General features: G+C 70.2%; 14 protein-coding genes. 6 read left to right on the top strand and 8 right to left on the bottom strand.

What is annotated here, in order from left to right; genetic code table 11:
• Positions 1-4: 4 nt before the first annotated feature.
• The 4 genes from BLP83_RS01025 to BLP83_RS01010 all read right to left on the bottom strand — a co-directional run bounded on the left by BLP83_RS01025 (position 5) and on the right by BLP83_RS01010 (position 4,198).
• Positions 5-358 (bottom strand): carboxymuconolactone decarboxylase family protein, encoded by a 354-nt coding sequence (locus tag BLP83_RS01025; protein WP_091237774.1) that lies wholly within the window; start codon positions 356-358, stop codon positions 5-7.
• On the bottom strand, positions 355-615 hold the full coding sequence (grxC, locus tag BLP83_RS01020; protein ID WP_091237773.1) for a glutaredoxin 3: 261 nt from the start codon (positions 613-615) through the stop codon (positions 355-357). Before grxC ends, BLP83_RS01025 begins: the two co-directional genes overlap by 4 nt.
• A 365-nt stretch (positions 616-980) precedes the next feature.
• Complete coding sequence (locus BLP83_RS01015) at positions 981-3,479, bottom strand: ABC transporter permease (RefSeq protein WP_091237770.1); 2,499 nt, start codon at positions 3,477-3,479, stop codon at positions 981-983.
• Positions 3,476-4,198, bottom strand: coding sequence for an ABC transporter ATP-binding protein (locus tag BLP83_RS01010; RefSeq protein ID WP_091237768.1), 723 nt, complete (start codon positions 4,196-4,198; stop codon positions 3,476-3,478). The genes BLP83_RS01015 and BLP83_RS01010 overlap by 4 nt, the downstream gene beginning before the upstream one ends.
• Before the next feature lie 12 nt (positions 4,199-4,210).
• Here BLP83_RS01010 and BLP83_RS01005 point away from each other — a divergent pair, with 12 nt between their 5' ends.
• The 3 genes from BLP83_RS01005 (at position 4,211) to BLP83_RS00995 (ending at position 6,668) form a co-directional block, all read left to right on the top strand.
• Entirely contained in the window at positions 4,211-4,903 is a 693-nt protein-coding gene (locus BLP83_RS01005; RefSeq protein ID WP_218121162.1) for an arylesterase, read from the top strand.
• A 270-nt stretch (positions 4,904-5,173) separates the two neighbouring features.
• Complete coding sequence (locus tag BLP83_RS01000; protein WP_091237765.1) at positions 5,174-5,668, top strand: flavin reductase family protein; 495 nt, start codon at positions 5,174-5,176, stop codon at positions 5,666-5,668.
• Position 5,669: 1 nt separating this feature from the next.
• Complete coding sequence (locus BLP83_RS00995; protein WP_091237762.1) at positions 5,670-6,668, top strand: multidrug resistance efflux transporter family protein; 999 nt, start codon at positions 5,670-5,672, stop codon at positions 6,666-6,668.
• 36 nt (positions 6,669-6,704) lie between these two features.
• On the opposite strand, the gene BLP83_RS00990 is transcribed toward BLP83_RS00995, so the two are convergent.
• From BLP83_RS00990 to BLP83_RS00975, 4 genes are all read right to left on the bottom strand, one after another.
• Positions 6,705-9,716: a ligand-binding sensor domain-containing diguanylate cyclase gene (locus tag BLP83_RS00990; RefSeq protein WP_091237760.1), complete on the bottom strand. Its 3,012-nt coding sequence runs from the start codon at positions 9,714-9,716 to the stop codon at positions 6,705-6,707.
• A 78-nt stretch (positions 9,717-9,794) separates the two neighbouring features.
• Positions 9,795-10,409 carry a class I SAM-dependent methyltransferase gene (locus tag BLP83_RS00985; RefSeq protein WP_091237758.1) on the bottom strand — a complete coding sequence of 205 codons (615 nt, stop codon included), beginning with the start codon at positions 10,407-10,409 and terminating at the stop codon, positions 9,795-9,797.
• Positions 10,410-10,527: 118 nt separating this feature from the next.
• Positions 10,528-12,681 (bottom strand): bifunctional 23S rRNA (guanine(2069)-N(7))-methyltransferase RlmK/23S rRNA (guanine(2445)-N(2))-methyltransferase RlmL, encoded by a 2,154-nt coding sequence (gene rlmKL / locus BLP83_RS00980; RefSeq protein WP_091237756.1) that lies wholly within the window; start codon positions 12,679-12,681, stop codon positions 10,528-10,530.
• Positions 12,678-13,208 (bottom strand): alpha/beta family hydrolase, encoded by a 531-nt coding sequence (locus BLP83_RS00975; protein WP_091237754.1) that lies wholly within the window; start codon positions 13,206-13,208, stop codon positions 12,678-12,680. Before BLP83_RS00975 ends, rlmKL begins: the two co-directional genes overlap by 4 nt.
• Positions 13,209-13,306: 98 nt before the next feature.
• Here BLP83_RS00975 and BLP83_RS00970 point away from each other — a divergent pair, with 98 nt between their 5' ends.
• Genes BLP83_RS00970 through BLP83_RS00960 form a run of 3 tightly spaced genes read left to right on the top strand, consistent with a single transcriptional unit; the run spans position 13,307 to position 15,228 of the window.
• Entirely contained in the window at positions 13,307-13,900 is a 594-nt protein-coding gene (locus BLP83_RS00970) for an N-acetylmuramoyl-L-alanine amidase (protein ID WP_091237751.1), read from the top strand.
• A 59-nt stretch (positions 13,901-13,959) separates the two neighbouring features.
• Positions 13,960-14,829 (top strand): acyl-CoA thioesterase II, encoded by an 870-nt coding sequence (gene tesB, locus BLP83_RS00965; protein ID WP_091237748.1) that lies wholly within the window; start codon positions 13,960-13,962, stop codon positions 14,827-14,829.
• A gap of 3 nt (positions 14,830-14,832) precedes the next feature.
• Positions 14,833-15,228 (top strand): hypothetical protein, encoded by a 396-nt coding sequence (locus BLP83_RS00960; protein ID WP_091237744.1) that lies wholly within the window; start codon positions 14,833-14,835, stop codon positions 15,226-15,228.
• The last annotated feature ends 92 nt before the right edge of the window (positions 15,229-15,320 follow it).

The following is a 15,320-nucleotide window of genomic DNA, read 5'->3' as shown; positions in this document are numbered from 1 at the left end:
ACCGTCAGGTGCTCTCCGGAGCCTCCAGCTGATCCAGGAAATCCACGCCGCGGCGCAGGTGCGGGATCACGATCGATCCGCCCACCACCAGCGCCACCGAGAAGGTCTCGAAGAACTCCTCGCGATTGACGCCGGCTTCCTTGCACTGGGCGATGTGGTAGCTGATGCAGTCGTCGCAGCGCAGCACCATGGAGGCGACCAGACCCAGCAGCTCCTTGGTCTTGTGGTCGAGCGCGCCGTCCTTGTAGGTCTGGGTGTCGAGCGCGAAGAAGCGGCGCACCACCTGATTGTCCTCGGACAGGATGCGCTCGTTCATGCGCTTGCGGAAATCGGTGAACTCCTGCACGCGGCTGCTCATGCGCCTGCCTCCAGCAGGGGCGCGAGGCCGCCCGCGCGGTCCAGCGCCACCATGTCGTCGAAGCCACCGATGTGCTGGCCGTTGATGAAGATCTGCGGCACCGAGGTGCGGCCGGTCTTCTCCACGATTTCCTTGCGGACGGCAGGGTCGAGATCGACACGGACCTCCTCCCAGCTCTGGCCGCGCTGCTTCAGGAAGTTCTTGGCCGCCACGCAGTAGGGGCAGACGGCCGTGCTGTAGATCTTGATGTCGGGCATTCCAGTTCCTTGGGGCGTGCCGCGGGCAGGTGCTGCGTCACGGCGGTGTTTCGAGCCTGCATAGAGTGGGTCCTGCCCCAGCGAAACTCAACGCTGCGGCGAGGGATTCGGGATTCGGGATTCGGGATTAGCCGGAGCACGGCGCGGCGCGAGCCAACGCCGAGCGCATAGGGTGAGCCCTGGCCCACCATGGCCTTGAACTTTGCCGCGGTGCGCGAACAATGGGGCGACAAACACGGTGGACCGAGGCGAGCGCAAAGCTCACGGTGGGCCAGGGCCCACCCTATGACTCGTCTCTCCGAGCCTCCGGCGAGACTTGATGCCGCGGTGGGCCAGGGCCCCACCCTATGTTCCGGCGACGGGTCTCACCCCTGCAGCGCCCGCAGGGTGATGGCCGGCGGGGTGCTGACCACACGCCGCGTGGCGGCCAGCCCGGTCACCAGCACCGCCAGCACGCCAGCACCGAAGCCGGCGGCGACATGCCCCCAATCGGGTGCGAAGGGCAGCTCGAACACGATGTCCGCCACCAGCGCGGTCAGCCCGGTCGCCGCCAGCGCAGCGATACCGCCGGCGATGATGCCGATCGCCAGGAACTCGCTGGCCTGGGCGAGACGCAGCTGCAGGCCGCGCGCGCCAAGCACGCGCATCACCCCACCCTCAAGCAGGCGCTCATCCTGGCTGCTGGTGACCGCAGCGACCAGCACCAGCAGGCCGGCGCCCAGGGTGAAGAAGAACACGTACTCCACCGCCAGCGTGGCCTGGCGCGCGGTGCGCTGGACCTGCTCGATGATGGCGTCGACGTCGATCACCGAGACATTGGGGAAGCGCCCGACCAGGGTCCGCGTGAACTCGACATCGCCGCGGGGCACATTGACCGCGGTGATGTAGCTGGCCGCCGAATCCTTCAGCGCCGGCGCGTTGGCGATGACGAAGAAGTTGGGTCGGAAGCCCTCCCAGGTCACCTCGCGCAGGCTGGTGATCTCGGCCTCGAACACGCGGCCGGCCACATCGAACGCGATACGGTCGCCGAGCGACCAGCCCAGCGTCTCGGCAATGCCCTGCTCCACCGAGACTTCGGGCGCGGTGCCGGACGGATCCCAGGCGCGGCCGGCGACCACGGGGTTGCCGTCGACGGCCAGATCCTGCGCCCAGCTCAGGTTGAACTCGCGCTCGGCCAGCCGGCGCGCGCGCTGGCCGCGCTCCGCATAGCTTTCGCCTGTGACCGCCTCGCCGTTGTGCTGCACCAGGCGCCCGCGCACCATCGGCAGCAGGCCCGGCGCTTCGACGCCGCGCGCCTGCATGACTTCCAGCGCGCCCTCGACCTGGTCGGCCTGCACGCCGACCACGAAGCGATTTGGCGCGTCCTCGGGAATGGCCTGCTGCCAGCGGTCCAGCAGCTGGCCGCGCACCTGTCCGAGCATCAGCAGCACCATCAGGCCCAGGCCCAGCGCACTGATCTGCGCCACGCTGACCGCCGCGCGCCGCGAGACGTTGGCCAGCCCGTAGCGCCAGACGCCGCGCAGGCGGCCGCGCACGCGCTTCAGCACGGCCACCAGCGCCAGCGCCAGCAGCGCCAGCACGATGAAGGTGCCGAGCATGCCGCCGAGCATGGCTGCGCCCAGCTTGACCGAGCCGGCCTTCCACCACAGCAGCGCCGCCAGCGCGCCCAGCCCGAGCAGCGACACCGCGACCGCGCTGGCCTCGACGCCGCCGAGATCACGCCGCAGCACGCGCAGCGCCGGCACCCGCCGCAGCGCCAGCACCGGCGGCGCGGCAAAGGCGAACAGCACGATCAGGCCCACGGCCAAGCCCTGCGCCAACGGCAGCAGGCCGGGGGCAGGCACCGACAGACCGAGCACCTGCGCCAGCCAGGCGGTGACTCCGGCCTGCAGGCCGTAGCCGATCAGGGCGCCGACGAGGCTGCCCATCAGCCCGAGGAACAGCAGCTCGCCGAGCTGGATCACCACGATCGCACGCTGGTCGGCGCCGAGGCAGCGCAGCACCGCGCAGGCATCGAGATGGCGCGCGCTGTGCCGGCGTGCGGCCATGGCCACGGCGATGGCCGACAGCACCACCGCGACCAGGGCGGCGAGGCCGAGGAAGCGATCCGCACGCTCCAGCGCGTTGCGCAGCTCGGGGCGGGCGTCCTGCACCGTTTCCAGCCGCTGGCCGCGGCCGAGGTCCTCGCGCTGGGCGCGGATCCAGCGCGCCACCGCGGACGCATCGCCGGCCACCGCGAAGCGATAGCTGATGCGGCTGCCGACCTGCACCAGGCCGGTGGCTTCGAGGTCGGCGAGGTTGATCGAGACCTTGGGTGCGACGTTGAAGTAGTCGAGCGCGGCGTCCGGCTCCTGCGCGATCAGGGCCGACAGCCTCAGCTCGCTGCTGCCGATCTTGAGCGTATCGCCGATGCCCACCTGAAGGGCCTCGGCACCCGCACGGGTGATCCAGACCTCGCCACGCGCAGGGATGCCGTCGGCCGCGTACTCGCGGCCTTGCGCGTCGATCAGCAGGAACTCGCCGCGCAGCGGATAGCCCTCGGAGAGAGCGCGGATGTCGGACAGGCGCAGGGCCTCGCCGGCGCGGACCATGCTCGGAAAGCCGTGGGTCTCGGCGACCTGCAGGCCGAGCTCGGCGGCCAGCGCGCGCGGGCCCTCGCCGATCGGCTGGTCGGCGCGCAGCACGGCATCCCCGCCGAGCAGGCGGTTGGCCTCCATCGCCAGCGCGCGCTCGGCGCGATCGGTGAGCGCAGCCACTGCGGTGACGCCGGCCACGGCCAGCATCAGCGCCGCCAGCAGCACGCGCACCTCGCCCGAGGCGAGGTCGCGGCGGGTGAAGCGCCAGGCGAGCTTGAGCAGCCTCATGCCAGCAGCCGCCCGGCATCGATGCGCAGCACGCGGCCGCAGCGGGCCGCGAGCTTGGGGTCGTGGGTGACAAGCACCAGCGTGGTGCCGCTGCTGGCGTTCATCTCGAACAGCAGCTCGACCACCGACTCGCCGGTCTTGGTGTCGAGGTTGCCGGTGGGCTCGTCGGCGAACAGCACCGCCGGCCGGGTGACGAAGGCGCGGGCCAGGGCCACGCGCTGCTGCTCGCCACCCGAGAGCTGGCGCGGGTAGTGGCTGAGGCGCTCGGACAGGCCGACCTGGCGCAGGATCTCGCGGGCCTGCGTTTCGGCGTCCTTCGCGCCGGACAGCTCCAGCGGGAGCATCACGTTCTCGAGCGCCGTCAATGAAGGCAGCAGCTGGAAGCTCTGGAACACGAAGCCGACATGGCGCCCACGCACCGCGGCGCGCCCGTCCTCATCGAGCTTGGACAGCGGCTCGCCGGCCAGCTCGACCTCGCCCGAAGAGGGCGTGTCCAGCCCGGCCAACAGCGAGAGCAGGGTCGATTTGCCTGAACCGGAGGCGCCGACAATCGCAACGGTTTCACCCGCCTTGATCGAGAAACTGACGTCCTCAAGTATGGTCAGCGGCCCGGTCGGCAGCTGTACCCGCTTGCCCAAGGCCTGCGCACGCAGCGCCTCGCGCGTCGAAGCCGCCCCACTGCCAGCGCCCTCGCGGCGCGGCTCGCTCGATCCATCCATCACGGGAACTCCATGTCTTTGATCCTGCAAACCCGCGCAGCCTCGCCCAGCCGATCTGAACGTGGCGTCATCACATTCGTGGTGATGCTGCTGGCCCTGCTGCTTTCTGCGGCCTCGATGGCCGAAAGCCCAGTGCCCAAACGCACGGTGCTGGTGGTCGGCGATTCGCTCTCGGCCGCCTACAACCTGTCGAAGGAACAGGGCTGGGTGCATCTGCTGGGCGAGAAGCTCGCCCAGGAACACCCCGGCTGGAGCGTCGTGAACGCCAGCATCAGCGGCGAAACCACCGCTGGCGGCGCTGCGCGCATCGAGGCGGATCTGAAGGCGCATGAGCCCTCGGTCGTGATCATTGAACTCGGCGCCAACGACGGCCTGCGCGGCCTCGACCTGGGGCAAGCCCGCGCCAATCTGACGCGCATGATCAGCGCCAGCCAGGCCGCGGGCGCCAAGGTGCTGCTGATCGGCATGCATATCCCACCGAACTATGGCCCGGACTACACGCAGGCTTTCCACGGGATGTTCGCAGAGCTGGCGGAGACCCACGGCACGGCGCTGCTGCCCTTCCTGCTGGAGCCCATCGCCACCGATCGCGAGGCTTTTCTTCCGGACAACCTGCATCCGACCGCAGAGGCGCAGCCGCGGCTGCTGGCGCATGTGTGGCCGCAGGTGGAGGCGCTGGTGAAGTCGAGCGCTGAAGGGACTTGATCTCTGGCGGGCAAGCCAGAGCCTGTCTCCCCTCTCCCCTCGTGGGAGAGGGGTCGGGGGAGAGGGGGCAAACGCCCCGCGAGGCCTGCTCCCCCTCTCCCCAACCCCTACCTTCGCTTCGCTCGGGCTCATCGGGCCTCAAGCTCCCATCGGGAGCTTGATCACGGCCCGCTCCGCTCCACACGGGGAGAGGGGCTTGACGCGCGGTCCGTGCGCCCAATCCCGACCACCCGACGCTACTATCGCCATCCCTACTGCACAGCCCCGGCAATGACCAAACCCCACGCCGAACTCCGCCGCGCGCTTGGCAGCTTTGCCACCGGCGTCACCATCGTCACCGCGCGTGACCCCGGCGCCGACGGCGTGGCGGCCCACGATGTCGGCCTGACGGTCAACAGCTTCTCCTCGGTCTCGCTGGAGCCGCCGCTGGTGCAGTGGTGCATCGCCCGGCGCGCAGCCTCGTTCGAGGCCTTCCAGCGCGCCAGCCACTACGCGGTGCATGTGCTCGGCGCCGATCAGCGCGAGCTGTCGCAGCGCTTCGCCACCCACGGCATCGATCGCTTTGCGGGGATCGAGCTCGAACGCGGGCCGGGTGGGCTGCCCCTGCTGCCGGGCTGCGTGACTCGCTTCGCCTGCCGGATCGTCGAGCGCTACGCCGGCGGTGATCACGTGATCCTGCTGGCCGAGGTCGAAGGCTTCGAGTCCTCCGAGCTCGAACCCCTGCTCTACCTGCGCGGCGCCTACCGGCGCTTCGCCCAGGACTGACATGCCGGCGAGCGCGAAGCGCGGCGCGTATCTCGCGATCGCGCTGGGTCTGGCTTCGGCCCTGTTCTTCAGCGCCACCTATGTGCTGAACCGCGCCGCCGCCGATGCCGAGGGCGACTGGCTGTGGACGGCCTGCCTGCGCTACCTGATCACCCTGCCGCTGATGCTGCCGCTGATGGCCTGGCAGGGCGGCGTGGCACCCGTGTGGGCGAGCCTTCGCCGCAGACCGGGGCCTTGGCTGCTGTGGAGCGGCATCGGCTTCGGACTGTTCTATGTCTGCCTCGCCTGGGCGGCCTCGACCGGGCCGTCCTGGCTGATCGCCGGCAGCTTCCAGCTGACCGTGGTGGCCGGAATGCTGTGCGCGCCGCTGCTGTATCGCGACTCGAGAGCTCGCGTGCCGCGGGCCGTGTTCGCGGTCGCGCTGGCGATGATCGGCGGCGTGCTGCTGATGCAGTTCGATGCCGCCGGCGGCGCGCTGCGTCTCGCCGACTGGATCGCGCTCGGCGTGGTCGGGGTCTCGGCCTTCGCCTACCCGCTGGGCAATCGCGGCCTGCTGCTGCATCTGGAGAAGACCGGCGAGCGCTTGAACGCGACCCAGCGCGTGTTCGGCATGACGCTGGCCAGCCAGCCGCTGTGGTTCGCCATCGCTGCCCTCGCGTTTGCCCGCAGCGGGGCGCCACCCGCGGAGCAGGTCTGGCTGGCCGGCGGCGTCGCCCTGTTCGCCGGGATCATCGCCACCGTGCTGTTCTTCGAGGCCACCGGCCGCGTGCAGGACCAACCGGGTGCCTTGGGTGCGGTGGAAGCGATGCAGGCCGCGGAAATCGTCTTCGCCTCGGTGCTGGGCGCCCTGCTGTTCGCCGAAGCCCTGCCCGGCGCGACCGCCTGGACCGGGGCGGCGATCGTGATGGCCGGCATCGTCGCACTCGGCCTGCTGGCCGGACGCGAGGCGGCGGGACGGGAGGCCGCGCTCAAGGCCCTGCGCTCCGACCGCGGCGGCTGAATCCGGCGCAGGATGTCGGCTCAGGCCTGCAGCCGACTATTCGGTGGAGGACAGCACCACGCGATTGCGACCGCCACGCTTGGCCGCGTACAGCGCGGCATCGGCGCGCACCAGCAGCTGCTCATGGCTGTTGACACCTTCCTCCGAAGCCAGACCGATGCTGATGGTCAGGCGCAGGTTCGGATCGATGTCCTCGTAGCGCTGCTCCTCGAAAGCTGCGCGCAGGCGTTCGCAGACGCCTTCGGCATCCTGCAGGCGCGCCTGCGGCAGCAGCAGGGCGAACTCCTCGCCGCCCCAGCGTGCGATCACGTCCATGCCGCGACACTGGCGCTTCATCAGCTGGGCCAGGCGCACGATGACGGCATCGCCGGCCGCATGGCTGTAGGTATCGTTGACCCGTTTGAAGTGGTCGATGTCGATCATCGCCAGACACAGCGGCGTGCCCATGCGGCGCGCGCGGCTGAACTCGCGGGCCGCCGTCTCATCGAACGCGCGGCGGTTGGCAAGCCCGGTCAAGGCGTCTTCGCGCGCCTGCCGTTCGAAGGCCTCGGCCTGCTCGCGCAGCTGCTCCATCAGCCGGGTCTTGTCGGCGTCGGCGGCCAACAGGCGCTCGGTCGACGCGCGCAGCTCGGCGGTCTTGCGCTCCACGGCGGCCTGCAGGCCTTCCGCACGGGTCCGCAACGCGCGCACGCGAAGGCGGTAGATGCCGAAGGCCAACGCCAGCATCAGCAGGGCGATCAGAGCCTGCACCCAGGGGCGCTGCCAGGGTGCGGGCAGGATCTCGAACTCGAAGTTGGCCTCGGGAGAGTCCCAGGCGGTGCCGGCATAAGCGGCCTGGGCACGCAGGCGGTAGCTGCCCGGCGCGAGGTTGGTGTACTCGACCGCGTGCAGGCGCCCACGTTCCACCCAGTCGGTGTCGAAGCCTTCCAGCCGGTAGCGGTAGCTGATCCGCTCGGGCATCACGAAGCCGAGCCCGGCGACGCTGAAGTCGATGCGGCTGGTGCCGGGCGGCAGCTGGGCGGGACGATCCAGCGGCAGCTCGCGGCCTTCCGCGGCGGCGCGCTCAAGCACGGTCGGCAGCGGCCGCGCAGTACGTTCGGCGAGGCGCTCGCGGCGGATGCGGACGGCGCCGATCGCAGTGCCGATCCAGACATTGCCCTCGGCATCGAGATCGGCCGGTGGGCTGCCGGTATTGCACTGGCTGCTGGCCATGCCGTGCGATTCGTCAAACAGGTCAGCGGTGAGGCGCGGCAGCCTGCCGCCCAGCACCGCCAGCGCGTCCTCGCGGCGAATGCGCACGGCGCCGCGATTGGTCGACAGCCAGAGGTGGCCACTGCCGTCGGCGAGCGCATGGAACACCTTCTCCATCGGCAGGCCCTGGGCGCGGCTGATCAAGCCAAGACGGCCGCTCTCCGGATTCAGGCGCATCAGGCCGCGATCGCTCGCCACCCACAGCGCGTCGTCCGCGCTGTCGGCGGTGATCGAGAATACCGAGCGCGCATCCGCAGGCAGTGCCACCCCAGCCTCCGCGCGACTGCCGTCGACGACCCGATCCAGGCCGCGGGTGGTGCCGACCCAGATCCGCCCTGCTGCGTCCTCGTGCAGCGTGTTGACGAAATCGCCGGCCGGGCCAGCCAAGATCGGTCGCACGCGCTCGGCGCCGGGGTCGAGCACGGCGAGCCCGGCAATCGTGCCGATCCACATTGCCCCTTCGCGATCGACCACCAGCGCCCGTACCTGGTTGTAGGCCAGCCCGCGGCGCGTATCGATGGTTTCGACCACACGACCGTCGCGCGCGCGCAGCACGCCGCGGTCGAAGGTACCGACCAGCAGGCTGCCGTCGCGATCCTCGGCGAGGCTCAGCACCGAGGCGCCGGCGAGGCGCGGGTCCTCCAGCGGCGGCTGCAGGCGGCCCTCCTTCCAGAGGTTCAAGCCGCGGCCCGTGCCGATCCACAGCTCGCCGCCGGTGGTCCGCAGCACCGCGCGCACGAAGTTGTCGCTCAGACCCTGGGCGTCGGTCAGGGTCGAAAATGGCGCCGAGCCGAGCCGCATCAGGCCGCCGTTGGTGGCCGTCCACAGGGCGCCTTCCTGGTCCAGCAGCAGGGACAGGACACGGCTGTTGGGCAGGCCTTCGGTCGTGCCCAGGGTCTGCAGCTCGCCATCCAGCAGGCGCCCGAGGCCATCCACCGCCAGGCCGATCCAAAGCGCGCCGTCGGGGCCTTCGACCATACGGAACACGCCGCGGCCGCTGAGCTGCGGGTGCAGCGGCTCGAAGCCACTGGCGTAGTCCGCACTCAGGGTGCGGAACGCGCCGCGCGCGGTGGACAGCAGGATGCGTCCCTGCCGATCGAGATTCAGGCCAAGCACTGCGGGATTGCCGCCATCCTCGCTGTAGCGCACCTCGATGGCGTGTTCGCCCTCGATCCGCACCAGTCCGCCAGAGGTTCCGGCGAACACGCGGCCGGACGAATCCATGACCAGCTCGAACACGCTGTCGCCCAGCATGCCCTGGGCCCGCCCATAGGCGTGGCGGCTGCCGTCCGGGTCCACGCGCAGCAGGCCACCGCCTTCCTGGCCGACCCAGAGGCGGCCGGCGCGGTCCAGCAGCAGGGCATTGACGAAGGCCGAGGCCGGCTCCAGCCGGGTCCACTCGCCGCGGTGGTAGCGCAGCAGGTCGCCGCGCACGCCGCCGACCCAGAGCCCGCCTTCGTGGTCCACATGCAGGCTGCGCATGGCGACGTCTTCCAGCGGCGGCAGCTGCTCACGGCCGAACAGCTTGAACTCGCGGCCGTTGTAGCGGGCCACGCCTTCCCAGGTCGCCAGCCAGAGGTAGCCGTCGGCGGTCTGCGCCAGCGCATTGATTGAGTTGTGCGGCAGGCCTTCGCGGGTGGTCCAGGTGCGCCGGGCCAACTCGTGCAGGGCCGCAGCCGGGGGCGTGGACTCCACGGCGTCCTCCACCGCCTCCTGCGCACGGGCCACGGCGCCGGCGAACTGCAGCACGAGCAGCAGGATGGACAGCAGGAAGGGGGCGGAAGCGGGCGCGCGCATGGTCGGGAAGCCTGCCTGCAATTGACGGACCAGAACGTGCGTCAAGTCCACAGCGCCCGGCGCGCGAGCCCGCGTGCCTCAGGCCGCGCGGGAGAACACGTAGACCGTCGCCGGCGGCACGTTCCACAGGGCGACGCCCGCACGTTTGACCTGCAGCCCGAGCGCGCGCTGCACATCACGGCCCACCGGGCAGGTCGGCCCGTAGGTGAACTGGATGAAACAGCCGCCGGGACGCATGCACTCGAAGGCCGAGGCGACGATCGCCTGCTGGGTGCTGCGGCTCATCGACAGCAATCCCAGGCCCGAGACCACGGCGTCCGCCAGGCCGCCCTCGGGGAAGCCGCAGCGTTCGGCCAGGCTCGCAAGCTCGCGGGCGTCTCCGCAGGCGACGTGGGCACCGGGAAAGCGCTGGCTGAGGTGCTGGTGCAGCTCCTCGTTGAGCTCCACCACCATCAGGTCGGACTCGCGGATGCCGTGATCCAGCAGGGCCGCGGTAAACACGCCGGTGCCGCCGCCCAGCTCGATCACGCGACGCGCATCGACGGGCAGCTCGGCCAGCATCAGCCGCGCCAGCTGCGCACCGGAGGGCGAAATGGCCGCGGTTGCCAGCGGATTGCGCAGCCACTGCCTGAAGAAGGTCCAGTGGTCGGTGCGCGCCGGTCTGCGCGAAGGTGTGTGGCGCTGGTTGGACATCGATCTCCTCCCCGATTCTCTACGGCTGCCCCGTCCATGGGCAGACCGGGCGTCGAGTATGACCGAAGCGTGAACACCGCCGCCACGGTGAACCTGGCGGCGGCAATTTGCATCGGGATCAGCGGATCCAGAAGGCCCGGTGGATCTTCAGGTCGCGGGCGAAGTCCGGCGGCACGGATGCGGGGCCGATCTCCTCGACCTGGAAGTCGGCCTCGATCCCGGCGTCCATGCGGAAGCGCCGGTAGTTGTTGGAGAACAGCAGCTGGCCGCCGGGCGCCAACCGATCCATGCACAGGCGGATCAGGCGGGCGTGGTCGCGCTGCATGTCGAAATCCGCCGCGCGCGCGGAGTTCGAGAAGGTCGGCGGGTCGCAGAAGATCAGCTCGAAGCGCTCGCGGTTCTGCGCCAGCCAGGCCAGCACATCGGCCTGGATCAAGCGATGACGCTCGCCGGTGTAACCGTTCATGCCGAGGTTGCGCGCGGCCCACTCCAGATAGGTCGTCGACAGGTCGACGCTGGTGGTCGAGGCCGCCCCGCCGGCCGCCGCATGCACGCTGGCCACGCCGGTGTAGCAGAACAGGTTGAGCACGCGCTTGCCGCGCGCCTGCTGGCGGATCAGCCGCCGCGCCGGGCGATGGTCGAGGAACAGGCCAGTGTCGAGATAGTCGAACAGGTTGACCTGCAGCTTCAGGCCGTCCTCCTCGACCGGCAGCCAGTGCCCGCGCAGGTCCTGCTTCTGGTAGCGGGTGCTGCGGGTCTGCGGGGCGCGGGTCTTGAGCGCGATGCGCGCGCGCGGCAGCTCGAACACCGCCATCGCCGCCTGCAGCAGCTCCGACAGGCGCCGCCGCGTGGTCTCTTCGGGGATCTCGCGCGGGGCCTGGTATTCCTGCACGTGCAGCCAGACGCCGCGGTCCTCGACCGGCGCAGAGTCAGCCGCCGTGTACACGTCGATCGCCGCCGAATACTCCGGCAGGTCGGCATCGTAGGCGCGGTAGCAGCTGACGCCCTCGCGCTTCAGCCAGGGTGAGAGCTTCTTCAGGTTCTTGCGCAGGCGGTTGGCCACCATCTCGGCGCCGGCCGTGAGCTCTTTCGGCAGCGCCGGGGCGCGCTCGGGCTGCTCGGCCACCGGCGCGAAGCGCAGCAGCGAACAGGCGATGGCGCCGTTGTACAGCGCATAGCGCTTCTCGGCGCGCAGGCCGATGGCCTGGCCCGGCGCCTCGTCGGCGACGATGAATCCCGCCGCCCAGGCGCGGCAGGGCCCGCGCAGCAGCGCACCCAGCGCGCGGTACAGGCCGGGGTCGGCGGCGAGACGCGCGTCATAGGGCGGATTGCTCACCACCAGGCCTTTCGGCGCGGGCGCCTCACTGATGTCCTCGAGCGCGCGCACATCGAATCGGACGAAGGCCGAGACGCCGGCCACGGAGGCATTGGCACGCGCCGCTTCGATCACCCGACGGTCGGCATCCGAGCCGAAGAAACGCGGCGACAAGGACTCGCGGCCGATCCGCGCGCGCTCGCGGGCTTCGTCCAAAAGGCCCTGCCAGAGCACCGCGTCGAAGCCCAGCCAGCCCAGAAACCCGTAGTAATCGCGCTCAAGGCCCGGCGCGATGTCGGCGGCCATGCGGGCGCCTTCGATCAGCAGGGTGCCGCTGCCGCACAGCGGATCGAACAGGGCCTGGTCCCGCATGCGCTGCGGCCAGCCGGCACGGATCAGCACCGCGCAGGCGAGGTTCTCCTTGATCGGGGCCGCACCCTGCTCCAGCCGCCAGCCGCGGCGGTGCAGCGCGTCGCCTGACAGATCGATCGACACGGTGGCGCGGTCGCGCTTCACGAACAGGTTGATGCGCAGATCCGGCTGATCGGTATCGACCGAAGGCCGCTGGCCGCTGGCCTGGCGGAACTGGTCGACGACGGCGTCCTTGGTCTTCTGCTCGGCATAGCGCGCGTGCTTCAGCTGCGACTGCACCAGGCTGGCGTCGACCGCGAGCGTGCCGTCGGCGCGCAGGTGGGTGCGCCAGTCGATGGCCTGCACGCCCGAATACAGGGCCTCTTCATCGGCGCAGGCGAACTCGGCGATCGGCAGCAGGATGCGGCTGGCCAGCCGCGACCACAGGCAGGCCCGGTAGGCGATCTCGACTGGGCCCTCGAAGTAGACGCCAGCCAGGGCCTCGCGCACGCCCTCGGCGCCCAGCGCCTTCAGCTCGTCGACCAGCAGGTACTCGAGCCCTTTCGGGCAGGTCGCGAAGTAACGGCGGCTTTCGGACTCGCTCACGACAGTCGCTCCAGAAAGCGTGCGAAGGCCTGCGCGCCGTACTCGACGTGCTCGGCGAGACGGTGGCTGTCGTCGACAAGCGTCAGCTCATCGCAGCGCGGCGCGGCCCAGGTCACGACGTCAGCCGCGGGAATCAGTTCGTCGCGCCAGCCGTGGAGGATCGACGTCGGCACGCGCGCCGCATCAAGATCGCGATACCCGGCAATACGCACCGGCGGCGCCAGCAGGAACAGACCGCGCACGTCGACCTCCAGCGAGGCGAGCGCCGAGATGAAGGCGCCCATGCTTGAGCCCGCCAGCACCAGCGGGCCGCGGCCCGCGGCGAGCGCCGCGCGACAACACCCGAGCAGGCGCGCCAACCGATCCGGCAGGCGCGCGACATCGCGGGTGGCGTCGAGATCGAGGTAGTCGGGGCGCTCGCTGGTCCAGCCCAGGGCTTCTGCGGCGGCGGCCAGCGCGGTGACCTTGGTGGCCTGCGGGCCGCTCTCCAGCCCATGCGAGAGGATGACGTGGCCGCGAGGGCTCATGCGGGTTCCAGCGCCCTGCGGCGGGCTTTCGAGATGGGGCCGGATGGTAGCATGCAGCCCGCTTCCGGCCTTGCGGAGCGCGCCCTGGAACGCTGTCGATGACGCCCGATCTGCCCCCGACTGATCCTGCCTGGAACGTGGCGCCGCTTGCCTACATCGAGAAACTCGAAGCGCGTCCAGTCGAGTCGATCGAGCTGGTCGTCATCCACTGCACCGAGCTGCCGGACCTTGCCGAGGCGCGCGTCGCCGGCGAGCGCGTGCTCTATCCCAGCGGCACCGGCAACAGCGGCCATTTCTACATCGACCGCGACGGCCAAGTACACGTGTGGGTGCCGCTGGACCGCGTCGCCCACCACGTGCGCGGCCACAACGCGCGCTCGGTCGGCATCGAGCTGGTCAACCGCGGGCGCTATCCGGACTGGCTGGCCAGCGGCAGCCAGCGCATGGACCAGCCCTACCCCGCCGAGCAGATCGCCGCCCTGCGCGCGCTGCTGCGCGAGCTGCAGGTCCGACTGCCGAACCTGCGCGAGATCGCGGGCCACGAGGACCTCGACACCGAGCAGGTGCCGGCCAGCGATGACCCGAGCCGCCTCGTGTTCCGCAAGCGCGATCCGGGCCCGCTGTTCCCGTGGAGCAAGGTGCTCGCCGATCTTCCACTTGCGCGAATCGCCGCAACCGCGGCCGGGGACTGAACCGGGGCTCGACAGGCGGGGCCGTATACTCCGCGGCCAACCCAGCTGCAGCCCGCCCCATGCATCCTCTGGTATCGGAACTGATCGACCTGCTCCGCCTGGAGCGCCTTGAAGTCAACCTGTTCCGCGGCGAGAGCCGCGACATCGGTACGCGGCGCGTGTTCGGTGGCCAGGTGCTGGGCCAGGCGATGTCGGCGGCCCAGCAGACCGTCACCGCCGAGCGCGCCCTGCACTCGCTGCACGCCTATTTCCTGCGCGCCGGCGACATCGAGCATCCGATCGTCTACCAGGTCGAGAACTCGCGCGACGGCGGCAGCTTCTCGGTGCGCCGGGTCACGGCAATCCAGCACGGCCAGCCGATCTTCGTCGCTTCGGCCAGTTTCCATCGCCCCGAGGACGGGGTGAACCATCAGATCTCGGCACCGGACGTGCCGAAGCCCGAAGACATCGATCCGCCGTCGCCGATCTCGGCCGAAGCGCTGGCGCAGCTGCCGGCGATCACCCAGCGCTGGCTCACCCGCAGCGGGCCCTTCGAGTTCCGCTCGGTGTATCCGCGCGACGAGCTGCACCCCGCCAAACGTCCGCCCTACAACCAGGTTTGGGTGCGGCTGATCGACCAGATTCCGGACGATCCGATCCTGCACCGCAGCCTGCTGGCCTACGTGTCGGACTTCCATCTGATCGGTACCAGCACCTTCCCGCACGGCATGTCCTACCTGTCGCGCGACATGCATATGGCCAGTCTCGACCACGCGATGTGGTTCCACCGCCCGTTCCGCGTCGACCAGTGGTTGCTCTACGCCTGCGACAGCCCCAGCGCCCACGGCGCACGCGGCCTGGCGCGAGGCAGCTTCTACACCCGCGAAGGCGTGCTGGTGGCCTCGACCGCGCAGGAAGGGCTGATCCGCCTGGTCGAGAAGGAGGGCTGAGGCATGCGCCAGATCTTCCGCTCGCGCCGGCTGGAAAACGTCGAGGGGGTGGCGCGCCTGCTCGCCGAGCATGGCATCGAGACCCACATCAGCCAGCCGCGCTCCTACAAGGGCAACCGTCGCCGCAGCTTCAGCTTCACCGACGACAACGCCACGGAGTCCGCGCTGTGGATCGTGCACGGGGATGACATCACCCGCGCTCGGCAGGTGATGGCTGACGCGGGTCTTCTGGAAACAGAACGCAGAGAGTCAGCCTTGGCCCTTGGAGGTCATAACACCCCGTTGACTCTTGAAAAGAAACGTGTCTCGACGGCCAGCAAAGTCCGCCTCGCGCTGCTGATCGTGGTCGTGGTGCTGGCGTCGCTCAACTTCGTTCGCTGGATGCTCGGTGACGGCTGAGACGTCCGCACTTCGGCTCGGGCCAATTCACTGAATCCCGCACCATACGCTGCTCGCGAGGACATCGACCTCCGGCGCTCCCCAAAAGCAGC

The sequence above is a fragment of the Aquimonas voraii genome (genome assembly GCF_900101825.1).
In the GTDB taxonomy this organism is placed as follows: domain Bacteria; phylum Pseudomonadota; class Gammaproteobacteria; order Xanthomonadales; family Xanthomonadaceae; genus Aquimonas; species Aquimonas voraii.
Note: the sequence above shows the minus strand (reverse complement) of the source record. Positions and strands in the feature narration are given on the sequence as shown.